Consider the following 22,141-nt stretch of genomic DNA (forward strand, 5'->3'; position numbering starts at 1 on the left):
CCCGCACTCTTACTCATAACTTCGAACGAAGGAACCACACTCGTGGCACAAGAGGTGCTGACGGATCTCAACAAGGTCCGCAACATTGGCATCATGGCTCACATCGATGCCGGCAAGACGACCGTGACAGAACGCATCCTGTTCTACACGGGTATCAACTACAAGCTGGGCGAGACGCACGACGGCGCCTCGACGACCGACTGGATGGAGCAGGAAAAGGAACGTGGCATCACGATCACGTCCGCGGCTGTGACCTCCTTCTGGAATGGCAACCAGGTCAACATTATTGACACCCCCGGCCACGTCGACTTCACCGTTGAGGTTGAGCGCTCCCTGCGTGTCCTCGACGGCGCCGTCGCCGTGTTCGACGGCAAGGAGGGCGTTGAGCCCCAGTCTGAAACCGTGTGGCGTCAGGCCGACAAGTACGAAGTTCCTCGCATCTGCTTCATCAACAAGATGGACAAGATGGGCGCGGACTTCTACTTCTCGGTCTCCACCATTAAGGAACGCCTCCACGCAACCCCGATCGTCATGCAGCTGCCCATCGGCGCTGAAAATGACTTTGAGGGCCAGGTCGACCTCATGACCATGGAGTCCCTGCGCTACCCGGCCAAGGACGACAAGGGCGAGGCCACCCTCGGCTCCGTCATCGTTCGCGGTCCCATCCCGGAGGAACTCCAGGAGCGCGCTGAGGAATACCGTGAGGCCATGATCGAGGCCGCTGCTGAGGGTTCCGATGAGCTCACTGAGGCGTACCTGGAAAACGGCACCCTGACCAACGATCAGATCAAGGCCGGTATCCGCGCCCTGGTCATCGCTGGTAAGGCATTCCCCGTGTACTGTGGCACCGCTCTGCGCAACATGGGCGTCCAGCCCGTGCTCGACGCAGTCGTCGACTTCTTGCCTTCCCCGCTCGACATTGAGTCCGTCAAAGGTTTCAAACCGGGTTCGGAAGATGAGGAACAGACCGAGTCGCGTCTGCCCTCTGAGAATGAGCCTTTCTCCGCTCTGGCTTTCAAGATTGCCGCCCACCCCTTCTATGGCAAGCTCACCTTCGTGCGCGTTTACTCGGGCAAGGTCGAATCCGGCGCCCAGGTCCTGAACTCGACCAAGGGCAAGAAGGAACGCATTGGCAAGATCTTCCAGATGCACTCCAACAAGGAGAATCCGGTTGATGAGGCCCATGCAGGACACATCTACGCGGTCATCGGCCTCAAGGACACGACCACTGGCGATACCCTTTCCGCCGTGGACAAGCCGATCGTTCTCGAATCCATGACCTTCCCGGCCCCCGTTATCCAGGTTGCCGTCGAGCCCAAGTCGAAGGCCGACCAGGAAAAGATGGGTGTCGCCATTCAGAAGCTGGCCGAAGAAGACCCGACCTTCACCGTTGAGCTGGACGCAGAGACCGGCCAGACCATCATCGGCGGCATGGGCGAGCTTCACCTCGACATCATCGTTGACCGTATGCGTCGCGAGTTCAAGGTTGAGGCCAACGTCGGTAACCCGATGGTCGCGTACCGTGAGACCATCCGTAAGACAGTCGAGAAGTACGAGTACACGCACAAGAAGCAGACCGGTGGTTCCGGCCAGTTCGCGCGCGTCATTATCGCTCTCGAACCGCTTCCCGCAGGCTCCGAGCAGGAATACGAGTTTGAGGACAAGGTCACCGGTGGCCGCGTTCCTCGCGAGTACATTCCCTCGGTCAACGCTGGTATCCAGGATGCCATGCAGTCCGGTGTTCTGGCCGGCTACCCCATGGTCGACATCAAGGCCACGCTGCTTGACGGCGCCTACCACGAGGTTGACTCCTCCGAAATGGCGTTCAAGGTTGCGGGCTCGATGGCCATGAGGGAAGCTGCAAAGAAGGCTTCTCCCGTCCTCCTCGAGCCAATCATGGCCGTTGAGGTCCGTACTCCCGAGGAGTACATGGGCGATGTCATCGGCGATCTGAACTCCCGCCGCGGCTCCATCTCTTCGATGGATGAGCAGCACGGTGTCCGCGTTGTTAAGGCGCAGGTGCCGCTGTCGGAGATGTTCGGATACGTCGGCGACCTGCGTTCCAAGACGCAGGGTCGAGCTGTTTACTCCATGGAGTTCGACAGCTACGCCGAAGTTCCGCGCAACGTCGCGGACGAGATCGTCGGCAAGTCTCGGGGCAACTGAGTCCCACCGGGGGCGGTCGCTAGAATCGACTGAAAATCACCGAGTCTAGCGACCCGCCTCACATCAAGAAAAAACCCAGTAGGTCTCAGGCCCCATGGGTGTTAAAGTGACACCTAGCCAAAGGCTGAGAAAATCTACCCGAGTCCAGGAGGACAAAAGTGGCGAAGGCCAAGTTCGAGCGCAAGAAGCCGCACGTTAACGTCGGCACCATCGGTCACGTCGACCACGGCAAGACCACGCTCACCGCAGCGATCACCAAGGTTCTGCACGACAAATACCCCGAACTCAACGAGTTCACCCCCTTCGACCAGGTCGACAACGCTCCCGAAGAGCGCGACCGTGGCATCACCATCAACGTGTCCCACGTTGAGTACGAGACCGAGGCACGTCACTACGCACACGTTGACGCCCCCGGCCACGCCGACTACGTCAAGAACATGATCACCGGCGCAGCCCAGATGGATGGCGCAATCCTCGTGGTCGCCGCCACCGACGGCCCCATGGCCCAGACCCGCGAGCACGTCCTGCTCGCCCGTCAGGTCGGCGTCCCCACCATCCTCATCGCCCTCAACAAGGCCGACATGGTCGACGACGAGGAGATGCTGGAACTGGTCGAGGAAGAGTGCCGCGACCTGCTCGAGTCCCAGGACTTCGACCGCGACGCCCCGATCGTTCAGGTGTCCGCCCTCAAGGCCCTCGAAGGTGATCCCCAGTGGACCGCCAAGGTTGAGGAGCTCATGGAGGCTGTCGATACCTTCATCCCCACCCCCGAGCGTGACATGGATAAGCCCTTCCTCATGCCGATCGAAGACGTCTTCACGATCACCGGTCGTGGCACCGTCGTCACCGGCCGTGTCGAGCGTGGCAAGCTCCCGATCAACACCGAGATTGAAATCCTCGGTATTCGTGAGCCCCAGAAGACCACCGTCACCGGTATCGAGATGTTCCACAAGCAGATGGACGAGGCTTGGGCAGGCGAGAACTGTGGTCTGCTGCTGCGCGGCACCAAGCGTGACGAGGTCGAGCGTGGCCAGGTCATCGCGGTTCCCGGTTCGATCACGCCTCACACCAACTTCACCGGCCAGGTGTACATCCTCAAGAAGGAAGAGGGCGGCCGTCACAACCCGTTCTTCTCCAACTACCGTCCGCAGTTCTACTTCCGTACCACGGACGTGACCGGCGTCATCACCCTCCCCGAGGGCACCGACATGGTCATGCCTGGCGACACCACCGAGATCTCCGTTGAGCTGATTCAGCCCATCGCTATGGAGCCCGGCCTCGGCTTCGCCATCCGTGAGGGTGGACGCACCGTTGGCTCCGGTCGTGTGACCGAGATCCAGAAGTGATCCTTTAGCTCTCACGAGCCCTAGAGGCCGTCGTTCCGTCGGGAACGGCGGCCTCTTTGCGTGACGATCTGCGCCTCATGGTGCGTTTCACACCCGTTGAGGGGCGCTCGCATTTTGCGACACGCCCGAGTGCGGGGTAGTGTGGTCTCTCGGTGTCGCACTAGAGGGCAACTGTTCTTTAGCTGCGACAAGAGATCCAATGCTGGTCTGTCGGGCGATTCACATGCCTAACAGGGGCTAACGGCTTGTAAAGGTCGTGGCCGATCTGGAAGACTGGCACGGTTGCCCCGTCAGACACGGGGCGGTTCCAGGTGGCTTGCAGTCACATGGACCGGGCACTTCGCCCAAGATCTTTAGACAAGACATACGGTCCGCCTCTGACAAATGGGGGAACCGCGAATAGAGGAGCTCTCAGGAGCAAGTCGATTGCGGGGACCGGTGACGAATCTGTATGAGAAGAGGTAAGACGGCATGGCGGGACAGAAGATCCGCATCCGGCTCAAGTCGTATGACCACGAAGTCATCGACAGCTCCGCGCGCAAGATCGTGGACACCGTGCAGCGCGCCGGTGCCACCGTCGTGGGCCCGGTGCCGCTGCCGACCGAAAAGAACGTTTTCGTCGTTATTCGGTCGCCCCACATGTACAAGGACAGCCGCGAGCATTTTGAGATGCGCACCCACAAGCGACTGATCGACATCATCGATCCGACCCCCAAGGCCGTCGACTCGCTCATGCGCCTCGACCTGCCGGCGGACGTCAACATCGAGATCAAGCTCTGAGGACTTCTGCAATGACTAACAACAAGCAGCACGCTGCCGCGCCCGTTCAGGCGCTGCTCGGCCGCAAGCTCGGCATGACCCAGGTTTGGGACGCCGAGGGCCGCCTCGTGCCCCTGACCGTCGTGCAGGTTGGCACCAATGTCGTCACTCAGCTTCGCAACGAAGAGACCGACGGCTACTCCGCCGTCCAGATTGGCTTCGGCGAGATCGACGCCCGTAAGGTCACCAAGCCTCTGGCAGGACACTTCGCCAAGGCTGGAGTCGAACCCCGTCGTCACCTCGCTGAGGTGCGCACCTCCGAGCATGACAGCTTCGAGGTCGGCCAGGAGCTCGATGCTTCTGTGTTCGAAGCTGGCCAGGCCGTCGACGTTTCCGGTAACACCAAGGGCAAGGGCTTTGCAGGCGTTATGAAGCGCCACGGCTTTGCCGGTGTCTCCGCCTCTCACGGTGCTCACCGCAACCACCGCAAGCCCGGCTCCATTGGTGCTTGCGCAACTCCTGGTCGCATCTTTAAGGGTCTGCGCATGGCTGGCCGTATGGGTGGCGTCCGTCGTACCGTCCAGAACCTGAAGATTCAGGCCGTTGACACCGAGAAGGGCCTGCTGCTCATCAGTGGCGCCATCCCTGGTCCTAAGAACGGCGTGGTCCTGGTTCGCTCCTCCGTGAAGGGTGCGTGATCATGTCTGACATCCGTACCATCAACGTCACCGATCTCAAGGGCAAGAAGGCCGGCACCGTCGACCTGCCCGCCGAGATCTTCGACGTCGAAACCAACATTCCGCTGATGCACCAGGTCGTCGTCGCTCAGCTGGCTGCCGCCCGTCAGGGCACTCACGCCACCAAGACGCGCGGCCAGGTCGCTGGTGGCGGTAAGAAGCCTTTCCGTCAGAAGGGAACGGGTAACGCCCGTCAGGGCTCCATCCGCGCCCCCCACTTCACCGGCGGCGGCATCGTGCACGGCCCTCAGCCTCGCGACTACGACCAGCGCACCCCCAAGAAGATGAAGCAGGGCGCTTTGCGTTCAGCCCTGTCCGACCGTGCTCGCGCCGATCGTATTCACGTGGTGACCGCCCTCGTCGAGGGTGAAAAGCCTTCCACCAAGTCCGCGCTCGCCGCACTGCGCGCCATCGTCGAAGACCGTCAGGTCCTCGTCGTCGTTGAGCGTAATGACGAGCTGACCGCGCTCTCCCTGCGCAACGTCCCCGAGGTTCACGTGCTCTGGGCCGACCAGCTGAACACCTACGACGTCCTTGACGCCGATGACATTGTGTTCACCCAGGCCGCCTTCGAGTCCTTCCTCGGTACCAAGGAGGAGACCAAGTGAGCACGATTGAAGCGGGAAAGAACCCCCGCGACATCATTCTGAAGCCCGTCATCACGGAGAAGTCCTCGATCCTCATGGATCAGGGCAAGTACACCTTCGAGGTGGACCCCCGTGCGAATAAGACCGAGATCAAGATCGCCATTGAGGCAATCTTCGGTGTCAAGGTCGGCTCCATCGCCACCCAGAACCGTAAGGGCAAGCAGTACCGCACCCGCAACGGCATCGGTAAGCGCAAGGACGTCAAGCGCGCCATCGTGACTCTTCGCGAAGGCTCCATCGACATCTTCGGCGATCAGGCCTGAGAACCGGAGAGGGATAGAAGAACATGGGAATCCGCAAGTACAAGCCCACGACCCCCGGTCGTCGCTTCTCGTCGGTCTCCGACTTTGTCGAGATCACGCGTAGCGAACCCGAGAAGTCGCTGGTGCGCCCACTGCACAAGACAGGTGGCCGTAACAACAACGGTCGCGTGACCTCGCGTCACCGTGGTGGCGGCCACAAGCGTCAGTACCGCGTCATCGACTTCCGTCGCCATGACAAGGACGGCGTCCCGGCCACCGTCGCGCACATCGAATACGATCCGAACCGCACCGCTCGCATTGCTCTGCTGCACTACGCCGATGGCGCCAAGCGTTACATCCTGGCTCCCACCGGCCTCAAGCAGGGCGACCGCATTGAAGCTGGCCCCTCGGCCGACATCAAGCCCGGCAACTCGCTTCAGCTGCGCAACATCCCCCTGGGTACCGTTGTGCACGCCGTCGAGCTGCGCCCCGGTGGCGGCGCCAAGATCGCCCGCTCGGCCGGCACCTCGGTTCAGCTGGTCGCTAAGGAAGGTAACTACGCGCAGCTGCGTATGCCCTCCGGTGAAATCCGCAACGTCGAGGTCTCCTGCCGCGCAACGGTTGGCGAGGTCGGCAACGCCGAGCAGTCCAACATCAACTGGGGCAAGGCCGGACGCATGCGCTGGAAGGGCAAGCGTCCCCACGTCCGTGGTGTTGTTATGAACCCTGTCGACCACCCGCACGGTGGTGGCGAGGGCCGTACCTCCGGTGGTCGCCACCCGGTGAGCCCCTGGGGTAAGCCTGAGGGTCGTACCCGCCGTCCGAATAAGGCCAGCGATCGCCTGATCGTTCGCCGTCGCAAGACCGGCAAGAATCGCTGAGTAGGAGTCGATAAGCATGCCGCGCAGTTTGAAGAAGGGCCCGTTCGTCGACGACCACCTGCTCAAGAAGGTCGATGCAGCGAACGAATCCGGCTCGAAGAACGTCATCAAGACCTGGTCGCGTCGCTCGGTCATCACCCCGGATTTCCTGGGGCTGACCATCGCCGTCCACGACGGCCGCAAGCATGTCCCCGTCTTCGTCACCGAGTCGATGGTGGGCCACAAGCTCGGAGAGTTCGCTCCCACGCGTACTTTCCGCAGCCACGACAAGGACGATCGAAAGGGACGTCGGCGCTGAGCCGGCCCCACGGAAGAAGAGGCAGATTCAATGGAAGCCAAGGCGCAGGCGCGTTTTGTCCGCGTCACGCCCCAGAAGGCACGCCGTGTTGTGAACGAAGTTCGCGGCAAGGCTGCACTGGAGGCAGCTGACATCCTGCGGTTCGCTCCGCAGGCCGTCGCCACCGATGTCCGCAAGGTACTGCTCAGTGCAGTGGCCAACTCGAAGGTCAAGGCCGAACTGGCCGGCGAAACCTTCAACGAGGCCGACCTGCACGTGCTGGAGGCCTACGTCGACGAAGGCCCGACCATGAAGCGGTTCCGCCCTCGTGCACAGGGCCGTGCGGGACGCATCCTTAAGCGTTCGAGCCACATCACCATCGTGGTGGGCACGAAGGAAGACAAGAAGAAGGGAGACCGCTGACATGGGCCAGAAGGTCAACCCCACCGGGTTCCGTCTGGGAATCACCACAGACCACCGGTCTCGCTGGTTCTCCGACTCCACCACCAAGGGGCAGCGCTACTCGGACTACGTGGCCGAGGACGTTGCCATCCGCAAGACCCTGACCGACACCCTCGAGCGTGCAGGCATCGCCAAGGTCGACATCGAACGCACCCGTGATCGTGTGCGCGTCGACCTGCACACCGCTCGCCCGGGCATCGTCATCGGTCGTCGTGGAGCAGAGGCGGATCGTCTCCGCCAGAACCTCGAAAAGCTCACCGGCAAGCAGGTTCAGCTCAACATTCTCGAAGTCAAGAACCCCGATATCGACGCTCAACTCGTCGCCCAGGGTATCGCCGAGCAGCTCGCTGCCCGCGTTTCCTTCCGCCGCGCAATGCGTAAGGGCATGCAGTCCGCGCAGCGCGCCGGCGCAAAGGGTATTCGAGTCCAGGTTTCCGGCCGCCTCGGCGGCGCGGAAATGAGCCGCTCGGAGTTCTACCGCGAAGGTCGTGTGCCGCTGCACACCCTGCGCGCCAACATCGACTACGGATTCCACGAGGCACGTACGACTTTCGGTCGCATCGGTGTCAAGGTGTGGATCTACAAGGGCGACATTACCGAGCGTGAGTTCGCTCGCCAGCAGGCCGAGCAGGGTAACCGCGGTGGACGCCGTGGCGACCGTCGTGGCCCGCGTCGTGGTGGACGCCCCAACCAGGAAGCCGCCCAGCAGCAGACCAGCCAGGCTCCGGCCGAGGCTCCTGCCGCTACCGAAACCGGAACGGAGGCCTGAGCCCCATGCTCATTCCCCGTCGGACTAAGTACCGCAAGCAGCACCGTCCCCACCGCACAGGCAACGCCAGCGGCGGCACCGAGCTGGCTTTCGGCTCGTACGGCATTCAGGCCCTCGAAGGTGCGTACATCACGAACCGGCAGATCGAGGCAGCCCGTATTGCCATGACTCGTCACATTAAGCGTGGCGGCAAGGTGTGGATCAACATCTTCCCGGACCGTCCGTTGACGAAGAAGCCCGCCGAAACCCGAATGGGTTCCGGTAAGGGTGCTCCCGAGTGGTGGGTCGCCCCCGTCAAGCCGGGACGAATCCTGTTCGAGCTGGACGGCGTCGATGAGGCCCTCGCCCGCGAGGCCATGCGCCGTGCCCAGCACAAACTTCCTATGAAGACCCGTTTCGTGGTCCGAGAGGGTGGTGACATCTGATGGCAGAAAAGGGATTGACCGCTTCTGACCTCGATGCCATGGACGACGCCCAGCTGTCCAAGGAGCTCGAGAAGGCTAAGGCCGAGCTGTTCAACCTGCGTTTCGCACAGGCTGTCGGCAACCTCGAGGATCACGGTCGCATGAAGACCGTGCGCCGCGACATTGCCCGGATCTACACGATCGCGCGTGAGCGGGAGCTTGGCTACCGCACCGCCCCGAGCACCGAGGAGTGAGCCACATGGCAGAGAGCACCGAACGCAATCAGCGCAAGGTCCGTCGCGGATACGTTGTCAGCGACAAGATGGACAAGACCGTTGTCGTGCAGATTGAGGACCGCGTCAAGCACGCCCTCTACGGCAAGGTCATGCGCAAGAACACCAAGGTCAAGGTTCACGATGAGCACAACGAGTGCGGCATCGGCGACCTCGTCCTGATCATGGAAACCCGCCCGCTGTCAGCCACCAAGCGCTGGCGCGTCGTGGAGATCCTCGAAAAGGCCAAGTGATCTTTGGATCTGTTTACTCGGGCCCGGCAGTCCTAGCGGATTGTCGGGCCCGACGTGTATCTGACGGTCATGGGCCAAGTCACGCATTCGCCGGTTTCGTTGCTGCCGCGTTATGGGGTAGTCTGGACAAGTTGCGTGACTTGGGTGCAGTGCACCCTGAGTCGGTAGTGCGAGCGAGCAACATCATCACCTGATGGTGCGTTCAAACTGTTGTCGTCAACGACGATGCGCAACACGTCAATGCACGACGGGCAAGGCTCGCGGGAAGTAATGCTCCCTAGAGAACCAGCCCGATAACAGGAGTTGAAAATGATCCAGCAGGAGTCGCGACTCAAGGTCGCTGACAACACTGGTGCCAAGGAGATCCTCACCATCCGCGTTCTGGGTGGCTCGGGTCGGCGCTACGCAGGAATTGGCGACACCATCGTCGCCACCGTGAAGGATGCCATCCCCGGCGGAAACGTCAAGAAGGGCGACGTCGTTAAGGCAGTCGTCGTTCGTGCGCGCAAGGAAACCCGTCGTCCCGACGGTTCCTACATCCGTTTCGACGAGAATGCAGCCGTCATCATTAATGCGAATGGCGAGCCGCGTGGCACGCGTATCTTCGGCCCCGTCGGCCGTGAACTACGCGATAAGAAGTTCATGCGTATCGTCTCCCTCGCACCGGAGGTGATCTGATCATGGCAGCCAAGATTCGTAAGGGTGACCTGGTAGAGGTCGTCCGTGGACGCACGTCCGACGAGAAGGCGCTCGAAAAGCGCAATGCCCGTCGCCTCGCCGAGGGCCTCGAGCCCCTCAAGCCCGGTGATAAGGGCAAGCAGGGACGCGTCATCAAGGTCTTCCCCGCTGAGCAGAAAGTGCTCGTCGAGGGCATCAACCTCAAGACCCGTCACATCCGTCAGGGCCAGACCCAGGGTTCGACCGGCGGCATCGAGACCATCGAAGCCCCGATTTCCCTGTCCAAGGTCGCTCTGGTTGATCCCGACACCAAGCAGCGCGTGCGCGTCGGCTTCCGCGAGGATGTCGTCGAGCGCGATGGCCGCACCCGCACCGTCCGCGTTCGCGTGACTCGTGGTGGCGCCAAGCGCGGCATCGAGCAGGGCAAGGAGATCTGAGCATGGCCCCGCGTCTTAAAGAAAAGTACAACTCGGAGATCCGCGATGCTCTCCGCGAAGAGTTCAAGCATGCCAACGTCATGCAGGTCGGCGGTCTGACCAAGATCGTCGTCAACATGGGTGTGGGTGAAGCAGCTCGCGATTCGAAGGCCCTCGAGGGCGCGATTCGCGACCTGACTGCGATCACCGGTCAAAAGCCCATGGTCACCAAGGCTAAGAAGTCCATCGCCCAGTTCAAGCTGCGCGAAGGTCAGGCCATCGGTGCTCACGTGACGCTGCGCGGCGACCGTATGTGGGAGTTCCTCGACCGTCTGCTGTCGACCGCTCTTCCCCGTATCCGCGACTTCCGTGGTCTGTCGCCCAAGCAGTTCGATGGCAACGGAAACTACACCTTCGGTCTGACGGAACAGTCGATGTTCCACGAGATCGATCAGGACTCGATCGACCGAGTGCGCGGCATGGACATCACGGTCGTCACTTCGGCCGCAAACGACGAAGAGGGCCGCGCCCTTCTTCGTCTCCTCGGCTTCCCCTTCAAGGAGGACTGACCCATGGCCAAGACATCTCTGAAGATTAAGGCTGCTCGCGCCCCCAAGTTCGGCGTGCGCGCCTACACGCGTTGCAATCGTTGCGGTCGTCCGCACTCGGTGTACCGCAAGTTCGGACTCTGCCGTGTGTGCCTGCGTGAACTCGCCCTGCGTGGCGAGCTCCCCGGTGTCACCAAGAGCAGCTGGTAATTACGACGTCGCAGGTCCCGGTGCGCCGGAGAAACCGCGACGAGGAAGGGTTTGACAACCCATGACAATGACGGATCCCATCGCAGACATGCTCACGCGTCTGCGTAACGCGAACCGCGCTCACCACGATTCGGTTTCCATGCCGTACTCGAAGCTCAAGAACGCGATCGCCAACATCCTGGTTGAGGAGGGCTACATCGCCTCGACCACCGTCGAAGATGCCCGCGTTGGCAAGACTTTGACGATCAACCTGAAGTACGGTTCGCAACGCGAAAGCGCCATTCAGGGACTACAGCGCGTCTCCAAGCCGGGTCTGCGCGTGTATGCCAAGTCCACCAACCTGCCCAAGGTCCGCGGCGGCCTCGGCGTGGCCATCCTGTCCACGTCCTCCGGCCTGCTCACCGACCGTCAGGCAGCCGACAAGGGTGTGGGTGGGGAAGTCCTCGCCTACATCTGGTGATGAGGAGGCTGAACAATGTCGCGAATCGGTAAGAATCCCATCGCCATCCCGGCCGGCGTCGATATCAATATCGACGGCGCCCTGGTCAAGGTGAAGGGCCCCAAGGGCGAGCTCAGCCACACTGTGGCAGCTCCGATCGAGGTCAAGATCGAAGATGGCAACATCCTCGTGTCGCGCCCCGACGACGAGCGCACCTCTCGCTCCCTGCATGGCCTGACCCGCACGCTCATCGCCAATATGGTGACCGGCGTGACCGAGGGCTACGCCAAGAAGCTCGAGATCACCGGTACCGGTTACCGCGTCGTCGCAAAGGGTAAGGACCTTGAGTTCTCCCTGGGCTTCTCGCACACCATCCTGGTTGAGGCCCCCGAAGGCATCGAGTTCACCATCGAGCCCAAGTCGCAGACCCTGTTCACGGTGTCTGGTATTGACAAGCAGCTCGTCGGCGAAACCGCTGCCCGCATCCGTAAGCTCAAGAAGCCTGAACCCTACAAGGGCAAGGGCATCCACTACGTGGGCGAGACCATCCGTCGCAAGGTCGGAAAGGCTGGTAAGTGATGGCGTACTCGATCAAGGGCAAGGGCAAGGTTGTCGCGCGCAAGCGTCGTCACCTGCGCCTCCGCAAGAAGATCAACGGCACGGCCGAACGTCCCCGTCTGGTCGTTACTCGTTCAAACCGCCACATGGTGGCCCAGGTTATCGACGACACCGTCGGTCACACCCTGGTTTCTGCCTCCGACAAGGAAGCCGATCTGCTTACCGCAGAGGGCACCAAGACGGAAAAGGCGTCGAAGGTTGGTGCTCTCATCGCGGAGCGCGCGAAGGCTGCGGGTATTACCGCTGTCGTCTTCGACCGTGGTGGTAATAAGTACAGCGGCCGCGTCGCGGCTGTCGCCGAGGCCGCCCGCCAGGGTGGACTCGAGCTGTGAACGAGCCTCAAGGAAAGAGAGATCAACTGATGGCTGCACAGCAGCGAGACAGGAATGCTCAGGGAGGCTCCGGCGCAGCGGAAGGCGAGCGCCGCGAACGCCGTGGTCGCGGTAACGATCGCGATCGCCGGGGCAACAACGAGAACAAGAACGAATACATCGAGCGCGTTGTCACCATCAACCGCGTCTCCAAGGTCGTCAAGGGTGGCCGTCGCTTCTCCTTCACGGCTCTGGTTGTCGTCGGTGACGGCGAAGGCACGGTCGGTGTTGGCTACGGAAAGGCTAAGGAAGTTCCCCAGGCCATTTCCAAGGGCGTCGAGGAAGCGAAGAAGAACTTCATTCGCGTCCCGATGATCCGCCGCACAATCACCCACGTGGTCGAAGGCCGCGATGCCGCTGGCATCGTGCTGCTGCGTCCGGCCGCCCCCGGTACCGGTGTTATCGCCGGTGGCCCGGTGCGCGCCGTCCTCGAAGCAGCTGGCGTCCACGACGTGCTGAGCAAGTCGCTCGGCTCGTCCAACGCCATCAACATCGTCCACGCTACGGTGGATGCACTCAAGCAGCTCGAGCAGCCCGAGGCTGTGGCGGCACGTCGTGGCCTGTCGCTCGAGCGCGTCGCTCCGGCGGCAATGCTGCGTGCACGCGCCGAGGGCGAAGCCGAGAAAAAGGCCGCGGCTGAAAAGGCTGAGGCTGAGAAGGCTTCCGCGGGGGTGACTGAGTGATGGCACAGCTCAAGATCACGCAGGTCAAGTCCACTATTGGCACCCTGCAGAACATGAAGGACACTCTGCGCACCCTCGGGCTGCGCAAGATCGGCCAGAGCGTCGTCCGTGAGGATACGGAAGCCGTCCGCGGCGCCGTGCGCACGGTGCGTCACCTGGTGACCGTTGAGGAGGTCGACTGACAATGGCGGACTCCACCGAAAAGGTGCAGATCGTTAAGCTGCACCACCTGCGTCCTGCCCCCGGCGCCAAGACCGCTAAGACCCGCGTGGGTCGAGGCGAAGGCTCCAAGGGTAAGACCGCTGGTCGCGGTACCAAGGGCACGAAGGCCCGCTATCAGGTTCCCGCTGGCTTCGAAGGCGGACAGATGCCGATTCATATGCGTCTGCCTAAGCTTCGCGGCTTCAAGAACCCCTTCCGCGTCGAGTACCAGGTCGTCAACGTTGGCAAGCTTGGGGAACTCTTCCCCGAGGGCGGCAAGGTGACGGTTGAGGATCTCGTCGCTAAGCACGCTGTTCGCGACGGGGCTCCCGTCAAGGTGCTCGGCACCGGTGAAATCAGCGTCAAGCTTGAGGTTGAGGTTGACTCCTGGTCTTCCTCGGCCGAAGCAAAGATCACTGCTGCCGGCGGAACCCTTTCGGTCCGCTGACACGGCTTCAGGGGTGGTCCGGTTTCCGGACCACCCCTGCTGCGTGTCCACCGGATGCGCACAACTCGTTCGTTTTCACCCAGCCGTCTGGCCTCACCCGTAGAAACTCGGGTACGCTGGCACGGTCGTTCGGGGCCGAGGCCCTACACACTGCCCATCACCGAGGAGGATGCCTTGCTCAGTGCATTCGCACAGGCGTTCCGCACCCCCGACTTGCGTCGGAAGATCCTGTTCACGCTTTTCATCATGGCGATGTTCCGCCTGGGTTCGTTCATCCCGACCCCGGGAGTGGACTCGCAGGCGATTCAGACCTGTCTGGCTCAACAGAATGAGGCGTCGCTGCTCGACCTGGTGAACCTCTTCTCCGGTGGCGCCATGATGCAGCTGTCAATCTTTGCGCTGGGCATCATGCCGTACATTACGGCGTCGATCATCATTCAGCTTATGCGCGTGGTGATCCCTCGATTTGAAGACCTTCACCAAGAAGGTCAAACAGGTCAGGCCAAGCTCACGCAGTACACCCGCTACCTGACAATCTTCCTCGGTATTCTTCAGTCGACGACCACACTGTCGTTGGCACGCTCAGGCCAGCTGTACCCGTCGTGTTCAGAGTCTGTCATCGCCGATGACTCGGTCATGATGTTCATCATGATGGTCATCGTCATGATGGCAGGAACCGGCGTCATCATGTGGCTCGGTGAACTCATCACTGAACGCGGTATCGGCAACGGTATGTCCCTGCTGATCTTCACTTCGATCATCGCCCAGATGCCCAGCCAGCTGCTGAGCATTGGTCGCGCAGGCAAGTGGGGCTCGGTCCTCGCAATCATCGTCTTGCTGCTCGTCGTCGCAATTGCTGTGGTCTACATTGAGCAGGCTCAGCGCCGCATCCCCGTCCAATACGCCAAGCGCATGATTGGACGACGCCAGTATGGCGGCACCACCACCTACATTCCGCTCAAGATCAACATGTCGGGTGTTATCCCCGTGATCTTCGCGTCCTCGATCTTGGCAATGCCCACCATGATTGCCCAATTCGGTGACCCAAGTGCCTCGTGGGTTCAGTGGATCGTGGCTCACTTCCAGCCCAATAGCTGGTTCTACCTGACCTTCTACGGTTTGATGACACTCTTCTTCGCCTTCTTCTACACGGCGATTACTTTCAACCCGGACGAGGTTGCCGACAATATGAAGCGCTACGGTGGTTTCATTCCCGGGTATCGCGCCGGTCGGCCCACTGCCGAATACTTGCGCTACGTCATCAATAGGATCACGTCGGCTGGTGCCCTCTACCTGGTCATTATCGCCCTCTTGCCGTCACTGATGATCATCCCCCTCAAGCTCACCAGCGGCCAGATGCCCTTCGGCGGAACCACTCTGCTGATTATCGTTGGTGTCGGCTTGCAGACGGTGAAGGAAATCAATACGCAGCTCCAGCAGCACCACTACGAAGGATTCCTCGCATGACCGCGATCATCTTGCTTGGCCCTCCTGGGGCTGGTAAAGGCACCCAGGCCGCACGCATCGCAGAAAAGCTCCAGATTCCTGCCATTTCTACCGGTGAAATTTTCCGAAGCAATATGGCGGAGGGCACCGAGATTGGCAAACAGGCTCAGGCTTACATGAATCGGGGTGAATTCGTCCCCGACTCGGTGACCAATGAGATGGTCAGGGCTCGCCTTGCGGCTCCCGACACCGCCAACGGTTTCCTTCTTGATGGCTACCCCCGCAACGTTGATCAGGCTCACGTTTTGCGTGACATGACCATGGAACTGGGTACCAAGATTGACCTTGTCCTCGAGATCCAGGTTGACGAGGACGAAGTCGTCCAGCGCATGCTCAAGCGCGCTGAAGAACTGCATCGCACCGATGACACCGAGCCCGTGATGCGTCACCGCCTAGAGGTCTACCACCAGCAGACTGAACCGGTTGCCACCTACTACGTCGATCAGGATCTTCTCCACGTTGTCGATGGAACGGGAACCGTTGATCAGGTCACCGAACGGATCTTTGCGATCCTCGACGCTCAGATCTGAGGCGGGCCACTATGGCGCGGGTTGAGCTCAAAACCTTCGAGCAGATCAAATGGATGCGGAAGGCTGGATTGGTCGTAGCAGACATCCATCGCAGCCTGCGTGAAGCCGCCCAACCCGGGGTCACAACCGCGCAGTTAGACCAGGTTTCTGCAGAGGCGATTGCTCGTGCCGGAGCCGAGTCGAACTTTCTGAACTACTATGGCTACCCGGCCACAGTGTGCATCTCAGTTAATGACGAGGTCGTACACGGCATCCCCGGTAGCCGTGTGCTTGAAGCCGGTGACATCGTCAGCTTTGATTGTGGCGCATGGGTAGGACACGCATCGCGTCAGTGGCATGGTGATGCCGCGTTTACCATGATTGTCGGCGATCAATGGATTGATGATGCAGGCTTCGCGGCTGGCACGCGAGCTGAGGGTGAGGGGCCAGCTGGGGTGCCCGCGGAGGTTTTACAACGGCGTCGGGAACTTGATGCGGTGACCCGTGAGGCCCTGTGGGCAGCCCTTGCTTCACTGGCAACAGGTCGTAGGATCAGTGCCGTGGGCGAAGCTGTCGAAGACGTTGTCGAAGAAGCAGCCTCTCGATACGGCTGGGAGGCCGGAATTATCGAGGAATACACGGGCCACGGTATTGGCTCCGCGATGCACCAGGCTCCGGAGGTTCTTAACTTTAGGACCCGCGGTCTTTCTCCCAAACTCAAGCCTGGAATGGTCCTTGCGGTCGAGCCGATGCTGACCACCGGTGGTATTGAATCCCTTACCGAGGACGATGAGTGGACCGTACGCACGGCAGATGGATCGGATGCTGCGCAATGGGAGCACTCGATTGCAATCCTTGATGGGGGAGTGAGCGTCCTGACCGCTCCTGATGGCGGAGCTGCAGGATTGTCGCGTTACGGCATTACGCCCATCGACCTGGATTAGAAAATCCGGGTGGGGTGATATTCGCCCTCGCTGCGTGAGCGAGTCGACAGCAGTGCAACTAACACATCGCCCCTTTTTTCCCGTAGAGTTGATCTTCGGGCGTGTCTGCGTCGGATTAGCTGATCTGATGCGTAGCGCCTAGTGACCTCCGGGTCACTCCAATATCCGAGACATGTAGAGGACAGACGGAGGATATGGCGAAGAAAGACGGCGTCATCGAAATGGAAGGCACGGTCGTTGAGGCCCTGCCTAATGCGATGTTCCGTGTGGAACTGAAGAATGGCCATGTTGTTCTCGGCCACATCGCGGGAAAAATGCGTCAGCACTACATCCGCATCCTGCCCGAGGATCGCGTCGTCGTCGAACTGAGCCCCTACGACCTCTCGCGAGGTCGCATCGTCTACCGCTACAAGTGACCAAACGACACTGACCGCCTACAGGCGGTGGAGGTATCAACCATGAAGGTCAAGCCGAGTGTCAAGAAGATCTGTGACAAGTGCAAGGTGATTCGTCGCCACGGCAACGTCATGGTCATCTGTGACAACCCCAGGCACAAGCAGCGCCAGGGCTGAAAGCCCCTGCTGCTCGACCCCGGGCGATGAGCCCACCAGCATCATTCCGCACGCCACAAGGCGACCCTCGGTTCGGAGGCCGAGGCCGGGTGCTCATCCGGAAGGAACGATGACGACCTCCGAGGAACAACTGGAGCACCAACAACATGGCACGTATTGCCGGCGTTGACCTCCCCCGCGAAAAGCGGCTGGAGATTGCGCTTACTTACATTTACGGAGTCGGACGCACCCGCGCGGCCGAGACCCTCGAAGCTACCGGCGTGAGCCCCGACGTGCGCGTTAAGGACGCCACCGAAGAGGATCTCGTCAAGCTTCGTGAGTACATCGAGAACAACTTCAAGGTCGAGGGCGACCTGCGCCGTGAGGTTCAGGCCGACATCCGTCGCAAGATCGAAATTGGTTCCTACCAGGGCCTGCGCCACCGTCGTGGCCTGCCGGTCCACGGTCAGCGCACCAAGACAAACGCTCGTACCCGCAAGGGCCCGAAGCGTACCGTCGCTGGCAAGAAGAAGGCCAAGTAAGGCCTGAAGGGATTGTGAGTCCCGCGGACTCCACCCTTGAAACGACTGAAAAAGGAACCGAAAAATGGCAGCTGCAAAGACTTCGCGCAAGCCGCGTCGCAAGCTTTCCAAGAACGTCACCCACGGTCACGCGTACATCAAGTCGACGTTCAATAACACAATCGTCTCCCTCACCGACACCACCGGCGCCGTCATCGCATGGGCGTCCTCGGGTCAGGTGGGCTTCAAGGGTTCGCGTAAGTCGACCCCCTTCGCTGCTCAGCTTGCAGCCGAGGCGGCCGCCCGTCGCGCCCAGGAGCACGGAATGAAGAAGGTTGACGTCTTCGTTAAGGGTCCCGGCTCTGGCCGTGAGACCGCGATCCGCTCCCTCCAGGCCGCTGGCCTTGAGGTCGGCTCGATCCAGGACGTCACTCCTCAGGCTCACAACGGCGCTCGCCCCGCGAAGCGTCGTCGCGTCTGAACCTTCCCGCGCGCAGGCACAGCCTAGCTGTGTCTCCACGTCTGAGCCCGCAACCTTGCGGGGCTCAACACCTCTGTCCCGTTCAAACGGGATCCACTGTCCGGCGTCATATGGCGGGCGCCGGTAAGAAAGGACCAAGACGTGCTTATTGCAGAGCGCCCCATCCTGACCGAAGAAAAGGTCAGCGACTTCCGCTCCCGCTTCACCCTGGAGCCCCTCGAGCCCGGTTTCGGCTACACGCTGGGTAACTCCCTGCGCCGTACCCTCCTGTCCTCGATCCCTGGAGCTGCGGTCACATCCATCCGTATTGATGGTGTGCCCCACGAGTTCCGCACGATCGAAGGCGTGAAGGAAGACGTCGCCGAGATCATCCTCAACATCAAGCAGATCGTTCTGTCGTCTGAAAACGATGAGCCGGTCGTCATGTACCTGCGTAAGGCTGGCCCCGGCGCCGTCGTCGCAGGTGACATCACCCCTCCGGCTGGCGTTGAGATCCACAACCCCGATCTTCACCTGGCTACCCTCAACGACAAGGGCAAGCTGGAGATCGAGCTGACCGTCGAGCGTGGCCGCGGCTACGTGTCGGCTGCTCAGAACAAGGATCCTCAGGCCGAGATCTCCCGCATCCCGATCGATTCGATCTACTCGCCCGTCGTCAAGGTGACCTATAAGGTCGAGGCGACCCGTGTTGAGCAGCGCACTGACTTCGACCGCCTCGTCATTGACGTGGAAACGAAGCCGGCGATTGCTCCGCGCGACGCCCTCGCCTCGGCAGGTAAGACGCTGGTCGAACTCTTCGGCCTGATGCGCGAGCTGAACGAAGAAGCTGAAGGCATCGAGGTTGGCCCGTCCACTACCGATGCGACTCTGGCCGCTGATCTGGCTCTGCCGATCGAGAACCTCAACCTGCAGTCGCGTTCCTACAACGCGCTGCGTCGTCGTGGCATTCTCACCGTCGGCGAGCTCGTTGCCCACTCGGAAGCCGATCTGCTCGACATCCGTAACTTCGGTACGAAGTCGATCGAAGAGATCAAGGAATCCCTCGCCGGCCTCGGTATGACCCTCAAGGATTCGGTCATGCCCAACTTTGGCGACCCGGAGTCCGGTTCGATCTTCAGCGACGACCAGTCCATCTGACCCACTGCGTCCGATGGACGCATCTAATCCGTAGGAGACACCATGCCCACCCCCAAGAAGGGTGCCCGCCTGGGCGGAAGCCCGGCTCACCAGAAGCTGATTCTGTCGAACCTGTCGATTCAGCTCATTGAACACCGTGCACTGACCACTACCGAGGCCAAGGCGAAGATGCTGCAGCCTTACTTTGAGAAGCTCGTGACCAAGGCGAAGCGCGGCGACATGCACGCCCGTCGTACCGTGGCCAAGAAGCTGCCCTCGAAGGAAGCTGTCTACCTGCTCTTCGACGAGATCGTTCCCGCGATGGACTCCGAGCGCCAGGGCGGCTACACCCGCCTGATCCGCGTTGGAAATCGCAAGGGCGACAACGCTCCTCTGATGCGCATTGAGCTCGTCATGGAGAAGGTCGAGAAGAAGGCCGTCGTCAAGGCTGCTGAGACCACTGCTGCCAAGGCTGCTGAAAAGGCTGAGGAAGAGGTTGTCGAGGAGACCACTGAGGTTTCCGAAGAGACCACTGACGAGGTCGTGGCCGAAGAGGCTGTTGAGGCCGCTGACGAGGCTGGCGCTGATGACGCTGCTGAGGCGACTGAAGAGGCCGCCGAAGAGAAGTGAGCCCTAGAGGCCACAGATTCTCACTGAAGGCTGCTCGCTCTGACTGAGCACGGGGCCGGATGATCTTTCGAGATCATCCGGCCCTCTCATTTTTCCTCTGTCCCGCCGAGAGCAGACCTTGTGGTCGTTTTTTGCCCCGAAATCGCCCATTTTTGACCATAAAGTCTGCTCTCGGCGATAGGGGAGGGGGAGGGATCGCCTAGGCTGGTGAACATGCCTGACGAAATGACCCTGGCCGTTGACTGCGGTGGCGGCGGCATTAAAGCCTCTGTCGTGGATTCTCGCGGAACAATGGTGGCCCCGCCCAAGCGCACTCCCACGCCTTATCCACTGCCACCAGAACTCCTCGTCTCCACGGTCGTCGATTTGGCGCAAGAACTCCCGCAGGCCACTCGAGTCACCATGGGAATGCCGGGAATGATCCGCCACGGAGTGGTCATCGCGACCCCCCACTACATCACCAAGGACGGTCCTCGATCCAGGATCCTGGCCGACCTCGTTCCCCAATGGGCCAACTTCGATATGGGTCGCGCCATTGAAACAGCCCTCGGCCTGCCAGCCAAGGTTCTCAATGATGCAGAGGTTGCGGGGGCCGGCGTCATCACCGGCACCGGCCTAGAAATGATCATCACACTGGGAACAGGACTGGGCAACGCAGTCTTTGATGGGGGAGTGCTTTCCCCGCACACCGAAATTAGCCAAGGCTTCGTACGCTGGGGGCTCACCTATGACGACTACATTGGCGAACATGAACGCCTGCGTCTCGGTGACTTCCACTGGTCCAGGCGCGTGCGGCGCGTAGTCGACTCCCTACGGCCCATGTACATGTGGGATCGGCTCTACTTAGGTGGAGGCAACTCTAAGAGAATTACCGCGACTCAACGGTCCCTACTCGGAGACGAGGTCGTCATTGTGCCCAATGATGCGGGCATCATTGGGGGAGTGAGGGCCTGGGAACTGTGACAGAGGAACCCACAAGCCCCACTGTGCGAGTTCGCCTCGACTTGGCCTACGACGGAACGCACTTCCACGGGTGGGCAGCCCAACCGGGCCTGCGAACCGTTCAAGGCCAGATCGAGGCCGCCCTCGAGACCCTCATGCGCTCGCCCACCGCGCTCACCGTCGCCGGACGTACCGACGCTGGGGTGCATGCCCGCCACCAGGTCGCCCACATGGATATGCTCGAAGACGCCTGGCGCGCCCTCGCACCACGCAACGCCCCGGCAACGAACGAAACAGTCGGTGCGGCGCTCGTACGCAGGCTCAACGGGATGCTGGCCCGCACCTACGCGCAGACTATGGTGGAACGGGGCCTGACAGTTCCCCGAGGAACAGCCGATGTGCGGATCCACGCCGCGAGCGTCGTGTCCGCGGACTTCGATGCCCGTTTTGCTGCCACCGGCCGCCACTACATCTACCGCCTGGCCGACGGAACCGTAGACCCGACCCGCCGCTACGACTGCCTGTGGGTCGAGGGCGGACTCGACCTCGACGCCATGAATGAAGCAGCGGGCCATCTGCTGGGTGAGCATGATTTTCTGGCGTACTGTCGGCCTCGCGAAGGAGCCACAACAATCCGCACTCTTCGCGAATTGTCATTGACGAGGACGAGCAGCGGCCTCGTGGAATGTCGAGTTGAGGCCGACGCTTTCTGTCATTCCATGGTGCGCAGCTTGGTCGGCGCCCTCCTCATGGTGGGCACAGGGCGAAGGAATGCTCACTGGCCCAGGGAACTTCTCGAAGCGAAGTCGCGCGAACATGCTGCCCCTATTGCGCCCGCGCACGGCCTGACTCTGGAGGCAGTGGACTATCCTGACGAGTCCCGGTGGGCGGAGCGCAGTGCGCAATCTCGGCGCAGACGCGACGACTGCTGTTTGTGAGGGATCGCCCACAGTGGCCCGAAGCCTTTTGACCAGCGACTAGCCCGACGCATAGACTGGCGAACGCTGTGCATCAGCTGGCCCTTCGACGCCTCCCACTCGTCGTTGCGACACCGACTGATGCCTCGCGCGAACCGTTGAGTGCGGGCGCGGTCTTCTCGAGATGAAGACGAGC

Annotated in this window: 34 protein-coding genes; all 34 read left to right on the forward strand. The window is 61.3% G+C overall.

Annotation, left to right across the window (positions count from 1 at the left end; all coding sequences use genetic code 11):
- Positions 1-42: 42 nt before the first annotated feature.
- The 34 genes from fusA (at position 43) to truA (ending at position 21,966) form a co-directional block, all read left to right on the forward strand.
- A complete protein-coding gene (gene fusA / locus G439_RS0101920) occupies positions 43-2,166 on the forward strand; it encodes an elongation factor G (RefSeq protein ID WP_022867499.1) in 2,124 nt (707 codons plus the stop codon).
- 158 nt (positions 2,167-2,324) lie between these two features.
- Positions 2,325-3,512, forward strand: a complete 1,188-nt coding sequence (tuf, locus tag G439_RS0101925) for an elongation factor Tu (protein ID WP_022867500.1) — start codon at positions 2,325-2,327, stop codon at positions 3,510-3,512.
- A gap of 471 nt (positions 3,513-3,983) precedes the next feature.
- Positions 3,984-4,292 carry a 30S ribosomal protein S10 gene (gene rpsJ, locus G439_RS0101930; protein WP_022867501.1) on the forward strand — a complete coding sequence of 103 codons (309 nt, stop codon included), beginning with the start codon at positions 3,984-3,986 and terminating at the stop codon, positions 4,290-4,292.
- An 11-nt stretch (positions 4,293-4,303) separates the two neighbouring features.
- Entirely contained in the window at positions 4,304-4,969 is a 666-nt protein-coding gene (gene rplC / locus G439_RS0101935; protein ID WP_022867502.1) for a 50S ribosomal protein L3, read from the forward strand.
- A gap of 2 nt (positions 4,970-4,971) precedes the next feature.
- On the forward strand, positions 4,972-5,616 hold the full coding sequence (rplD, locus tag G439_RS0101940; RefSeq protein ID WP_026459288.1) for a 50S ribosomal protein L4: 645 nt from the start codon (positions 4,972-4,974) through the stop codon (positions 5,614-5,616).
- Positions 5,613-5,918: a 50S ribosomal protein L23 gene (gene rplW / locus G439_RS0101945; RefSeq protein ID WP_022867504.1), complete on the forward strand. Its 306-nt coding sequence runs from the start codon at positions 5,613-5,615 to the stop codon at positions 5,916-5,918. Before rplD ends, rplW begins: the two co-directional genes overlap by 4 nt.
- A gap of 23 nt (positions 5,919-5,941) precedes the next feature.
- On the forward strand, positions 5,942-6,778 hold the full coding sequence (gene rplB, locus G439_RS0101950) for a 50S ribosomal protein L2 (protein ID WP_022867505.1): 837 nt from the start codon (positions 5,942-5,944) through the stop codon (positions 6,776-6,778).
- A gap of 16 nt (positions 6,779-6,794) precedes the next feature.
- Positions 6,795-7,076 carry a 30S ribosomal protein S19 gene (gene rpsS, locus G439_RS0101955; protein WP_003790621.1) on the forward strand — a complete coding sequence of 94 codons (282 nt, stop codon included), beginning with the start codon at positions 6,795-6,797 and terminating at the stop codon, positions 7,074-7,076.
- Positions 7,077-7,106: 30 nt separating this feature from the next.
- Positions 7,107-7,478, forward strand: a complete 372-nt coding sequence (rplV, locus tag G439_RS0101960; RefSeq protein ID WP_022867506.1) for a 50S ribosomal protein L22 — start codon at positions 7,107-7,109, stop codon at positions 7,476-7,478.
- 1 nt (position 7,479) lies between these two features.
- Positions 7,480-8,286, forward strand: coding sequence for a 30S ribosomal protein S3 (rpsC, locus tag G439_RS0101965; protein WP_022867507.1), 807 nt, complete (start codon positions 7,480-7,482; stop codon positions 8,284-8,286).
- Positions 8,287-8,291: 5 nt separating this feature from the next.
- Positions 8,292-8,711: a 50S ribosomal protein L16 gene (gene rplP / locus G439_RS0101970; protein WP_022867508.1), complete on the forward strand. Its 420-nt coding sequence runs from the start codon at positions 8,292-8,294 to the stop codon at positions 8,709-8,711.
- Positions 8,711-8,944, forward strand: a complete 234-nt coding sequence (rpmC, locus tag G439_RS0101975) for a 50S ribosomal protein L29 (RefSeq protein WP_022867509.1) — start codon at positions 8,711-8,713, stop codon at positions 8,942-8,944. The genes rplP and rpmC overlap by 1 nt, the downstream gene beginning before the upstream one ends.
- Before the next feature lie 5 nt (positions 8,945-8,949).
- Positions 8,950-9,216, forward strand: a complete 267-nt coding sequence (gene rpsQ / locus G439_RS0101980) for a 30S ribosomal protein S17 (protein WP_022867510.1) — start codon at positions 8,950-8,952, stop codon at positions 9,214-9,216.
- 309 nt (positions 9,217-9,525) lie between these two features.
- The gene (rplN, locus tag G439_RS0101985; RefSeq protein ID WP_022867511.1) at positions 9,526-9,894 is read left to right on the forward strand and encodes a 50S ribosomal protein L14; all 369 of its coding nucleotides are present in this window, start codon (positions 9,526-9,528) and stop codon (positions 9,892-9,894) included.
- Positions 9,895-9,896: 2 nt separating this feature from the next.
- Complete coding sequence (gene rplX, locus G439_RS0101990; protein WP_022867512.1) at positions 9,897-10,331, forward strand: 50S ribosomal protein L24; 435 nt, start codon at positions 9,897-9,899, stop codon at positions 10,329-10,331.
- 2 nt (positions 10,332-10,333) lie between these two features.
- On the forward strand, positions 10,334-10,879 hold the full coding sequence (rplE, locus tag G439_RS0101995; RefSeq protein ID WP_022867513.1) for a 50S ribosomal protein L5: 546 nt from the start codon (positions 10,334-10,336) through the stop codon (positions 10,877-10,879).
- Between the two features lie 3 nt (positions 10,880-10,882).
- The gene (locus G439_RS0102000) at positions 10,883-11,068 is read left to right on the forward strand and encodes a type Z 30S ribosomal protein S14 (RefSeq protein WP_022867514.1); all 186 of its coding nucleotides are present in this window, start codon (positions 10,883-10,885) and stop codon (positions 11,066-11,068) included.
- 61 nt (positions 11,069-11,129) lie between these two features.
- On the forward strand, positions 11,130-11,528 hold the full coding sequence (gene rpsH / locus G439_RS0102005) for a 30S ribosomal protein S8 (protein WP_022867515.1): 399 nt from the start codon (positions 11,130-11,132) through the stop codon (positions 11,526-11,528).
- 15 nt (positions 11,529-11,543) lie between these two features.
- On the forward strand, positions 11,544-12,086 hold the full coding sequence (gene rplF, locus G439_RS0102010; protein WP_022867516.1) for a 50S ribosomal protein L6: 543 nt from the start codon (positions 11,544-11,546) through the stop codon (positions 12,084-12,086).
- A complete protein-coding gene (gene rplR, locus G439_RS0102015) occupies positions 12,086-12,457 on the forward strand; it encodes a 50S ribosomal protein L18 (protein WP_026459289.1) in 372 nt (123 codons plus the stop codon). Before rplF ends, rplR begins: the two co-directional genes overlap by 1 nt.
- 29 nt (positions 12,458-12,486) lie before the next feature.
- On the forward strand, positions 12,487-13,179 hold the full coding sequence (gene rpsE / locus G439_RS0102020; protein WP_022867518.1) for a 30S ribosomal protein S5: 693 nt from the start codon (positions 12,487-12,489) through the stop codon (positions 13,177-13,179).
- Entirely contained in the window at positions 13,179-13,361 is a 183-nt protein-coding gene (rpmD, locus tag G439_RS0102025) for a 50S ribosomal protein L30 (protein ID WP_022867519.1), read from the forward strand. Before rpsE ends, rpmD begins: the two co-directional genes overlap by 1 nt.
- A 2-nt stretch (positions 13,362-13,363) precedes the next feature.
- The gene (rplO, locus tag G439_RS0102030; protein ID WP_022867520.1) at positions 13,364-13,828 is read left to right on the forward strand and encodes a 50S ribosomal protein L15; all 465 of its coding nucleotides are present in this window, start codon (positions 13,364-13,366) and stop codon (positions 13,826-13,828) included.
- 174 nt (positions 13,829-14,002) lie between these two features.
- Positions 14,003-15,295 (forward strand): preprotein translocase subunit SecY, encoded by a 1,293-nt coding sequence (gene secY / locus G439_RS0102035; protein ID WP_022867521.1) that lies wholly within the window; start codon positions 14,003-14,005, stop codon positions 15,293-15,295.
- The gene (locus G439_RS0102040) at positions 15,292-15,864 is read left to right on the forward strand and encodes an adenylate kinase (RefSeq protein WP_022867522.1); all 573 of its coding nucleotides are present in this window, start codon (positions 15,292-15,294) and stop codon (positions 15,862-15,864) included. The genes secY and G439_RS0102040 overlap by 4 nt, the downstream gene beginning before the upstream one ends.
- Before the next feature lie 11 nt (positions 15,865-15,875).
- Positions 15,876-16,787: a type I methionyl aminopeptidase gene (locus G439_RS0102045; RefSeq protein ID WP_022867523.1), complete on the forward strand. Its 912-nt coding sequence runs from the start codon at positions 15,876-15,878 to the stop codon at positions 16,785-16,787.
- Between the two features lie 194 nt (positions 16,788-16,981).
- Positions 16,982-17,203: a translation initiation factor IF-1 gene (gene infA, locus G439_RS0102050; RefSeq protein WP_003790580.1), complete on the forward strand. Its 222-nt coding sequence runs from the start codon at positions 16,982-16,984 to the stop codon at positions 17,201-17,203.
- A 42-nt stretch (positions 17,204-17,245) separates the two neighbouring features.
- Positions 17,246-17,359, forward strand: coding sequence for a 50S ribosomal protein L36 (gene rpmJ, locus G439_RS12335; RefSeq protein ID WP_003790577.1), 114 nt, complete (start codon positions 17,246-17,248; stop codon positions 17,357-17,359).
- Positions 17,360-17,505: 146 nt separating this feature from the next.
- On the forward strand, positions 17,506-17,880 hold the full coding sequence (gene rpsM / locus G439_RS0102060) for a 30S ribosomal protein S13 (RefSeq protein ID WP_022867525.1): 375 nt from the start codon (positions 17,506-17,508) through the stop codon (positions 17,878-17,880).
- Positions 17,881-17,944: 64 nt separating this feature from the next.
- On the forward strand, positions 17,945-18,340 hold the full coding sequence (rpsK, locus tag G439_RS0102065) for a 30S ribosomal protein S11 (RefSeq protein ID WP_022867526.1): 396 nt from the start codon (positions 17,945-17,947) through the stop codon (positions 18,338-18,340).
- Between the two features lie 141 nt (positions 18,341-18,481).
- Positions 18,482-19,477: a DNA-directed RNA polymerase subunit alpha gene (locus tag G439_RS0102070; protein WP_022867527.1), complete on the forward strand. Its 996-nt coding sequence runs from the start codon at positions 18,482-18,484 to the stop codon at positions 19,475-19,477.
- 42 nt (positions 19,478-19,519) lie between these two features.
- Positions 19,520-20,086, forward strand: a complete 567-nt coding sequence (gene rplQ / locus G439_RS0102075; RefSeq protein WP_022867528.1) for a 50S ribosomal protein L17 — start codon at positions 19,520-19,522, stop codon at positions 20,084-20,086.
- 213 nt (positions 20,087-20,299) lie between these two features.
- Positions 20,300-21,049, forward strand: a complete 750-nt coding sequence (locus G439_RS0102080; RefSeq protein WP_022867529.1) for an ROK family protein — start codon at positions 20,300-20,302, stop codon at positions 21,047-21,049.
- Positions 21,046-21,966 (forward strand): tRNA pseudouridine(38-40) synthase TruA, encoded by a 921-nt coding sequence (gene truA / locus G439_RS0102085; RefSeq protein WP_026459290.1) that lies wholly within the window; start codon positions 21,046-21,048, stop codon positions 21,964-21,966. The genes G439_RS0102080 and truA overlap by 4 nt, the downstream gene beginning before the upstream one ends.
- The last annotated feature ends 175 nt before the right edge of the window (positions 21,967-22,141 follow it).

This window comes from Schaalia vaccimaxillae DSM 15804, assembly GCF_000420425.1.
GTDB lineage: Bacteria > Actinomycetota > Actinomycetes > Actinomycetales > Actinomycetaceae > Pauljensenia > Pauljensenia vaccimaxillae.

What these genes read in the sequence shown, in the direction of transcription:
- rpsJ (WP_022867501.1), top strand. Translation starts at nt 3,984, where the DNA reads ATGGCGGGACAGAAGATCCGCATCCGGCTCAAGTCGTATGACCACGAA.
- rplC (WP_022867502.1), top strand. Translation starts at nt 4,304, where the DNA reads ATGACTAACAACAAGCAGCACGCTGCCGCGCCCGTTCAGGCGCTGCTC.
- rplD (WP_026459288.1), top strand. Translation starts at nt 4,972, where the DNA reads ATGTCTGACATCCGTACCATCAACGTCACCGATCTCAAGGGCAAGAAG.
- rplB (WP_022867505.1), top strand. Translation starts at nt 5,942, where the DNA reads ATGGGAATCCGCAAGTACAAGCCCACGACCCCCGGTCGTCGCTTCTCG.
- rpsS (WP_003790621.1), top strand. Translation starts at nt 6,795, where the DNA reads ATGCCGCGCAGTTTGAAGAAGGGCCCGTTCGTCGACGACCACCTGCTC.
- rplV (WP_022867506.1), top strand. Translation starts at nt 7,107, where the DNA reads ATGGAAGCCAAGGCGCAGGCGCGTTTTGTCCGCGTCACGCCCCAGAAG.
- rpsC (WP_022867507.1), top strand. Translation starts at nt 7,480, where the DNA reads ATGGGCCAGAAGGTCAACCCCACCGGGTTCCGTCTGGGAATCACCACA.
- rplP (WP_022867508.1), top strand. Translation starts at nt 8,292, where the DNA reads ATGCTCATTCCCCGTCGGACTAAGTACCGCAAGCAGCACCGTCCCCAC.
- rpmC (WP_022867509.1), top strand. Translation starts at nt 8,711, where the DNA reads ATGGCAGAAAAGGGATTGACCGCTTCTGACCTCGATGCCATGGACGAC.
- rpsQ (WP_022867510.1), top strand. Translation starts at nt 8,950, where the DNA reads ATGGCAGAGAGCACCGAACGCAATCAGCGCAAGGTCCGTCGCGGATAC.
- rplN (WP_022867511.1), top strand. Translation starts at nt 9,526, where the DNA reads ATGATCCAGCAGGAGTCGCGACTCAAGGTCGCTGACAACACTGGTGCC.
- rplX (WP_022867512.1), top strand. Translation starts at nt 9,897, where the DNA reads ATGGCAGCCAAGATTCGTAAGGGTGACCTGGTAGAGGTCGTCCGTGGA.
- rplE (WP_022867513.1), top strand. Translation starts at nt 10,334, where the DNA reads ATGGCCCCGCGTCTTAAAGAAAAGTACAACTCGGAGATCCGCGATGCT.
- G439_RS0102000 (WP_022867514.1), top strand. Translation starts at nt 10,883, where the DNA reads ATGGCCAAGACATCTCTGAAGATTAAGGCTGCTCGCGCCCCCAAGTTC.
- rpsH (WP_022867515.1), top strand. Translation starts at nt 11,130, where the DNA reads ATGACAATGACGGATCCCATCGCAGACATGCTCACGCGTCTGCGTAAC.
- rplF (WP_022867516.1), top strand. Translation starts at nt 11,544, where the DNA reads ATGTCGCGAATCGGTAAGAATCCCATCGCCATCCCGGCCGGCGTCGAT.
- rplR (WP_026459289.1), top strand. Translation starts at nt 12,086, where the DNA reads ATGGCGTACTCGATCAAGGGCAAGGGCAAGGTTGTCGCGCGCAAGCGT.
- rpsE (WP_022867518.1), top strand. Translation starts at nt 12,487, where the DNA reads ATGGCTGCACAGCAGCGAGACAGGAATGCTCAGGGAGGCTCCGGCGCA.
- rpmD (WP_022867519.1), top strand. Translation starts at nt 13,179, where the DNA reads ATGGCACAGCTCAAGATCACGCAGGTCAAGTCCACTATTGGCACCCTG.
- rplO (WP_022867520.1), top strand. Translation starts at nt 13,364, where the DNA reads ATGGCGGACTCCACCGAAAAGGTGCAGATCGTTAAGCTGCACCACCTG.
- G439_RS0102040 (WP_022867522.1), top strand. Translation starts at nt 15,292, where the DNA reads ATGACCGCGATCATCTTGCTTGGCCCTCCTGGGGCTGGTAAAGGCACC.
- G439_RS0102045 (WP_022867523.1), top strand. Translation starts at nt 15,876, where the DNA reads ATGGCGCGGGTTGAGCTCAAAACCTTCGAGCAGATCAAATGGATGCGG.
- infA (WP_003790580.1), top strand. Translation starts at nt 16,982, where the DNA reads ATGGCGAAGAAAGACGGCGTCATCGAAATGGAAGGCACGGTCGTTGAG.
- rpmJ (WP_003790577.1), top strand. Translation starts at nt 17,246, where the DNA reads ATGAAGGTCAAGCCGAGTGTCAAGAAGATCTGTGACAAGTGCAAGGTG.
- rpsM (WP_022867525.1), top strand. Translation starts at nt 17,506, where the DNA reads ATGGCACGTATTGCCGGCGTTGACCTCCCCCGCGAAAAGCGGCTGGAG.
- rpsK (WP_022867526.1), top strand. Translation starts at nt 17,945, where the DNA reads ATGGCAGCTGCAAAGACTTCGCGCAAGCCGCGTCGCAAGCTTTCCAAG.
- rplQ (WP_022867528.1), top strand. Translation starts at nt 19,520, where the DNA reads ATGCCCACCCCCAAGAAGGGTGCCCGCCTGGGCGGAAGCCCGGCTCAC.
- G439_RS0102080 (WP_022867529.1), top strand. Translation starts at nt 20,300, where the DNA reads ATGCCTGACGAAATGACCCTGGCCGTTGACTGCGGTGGCGGCGGCATT.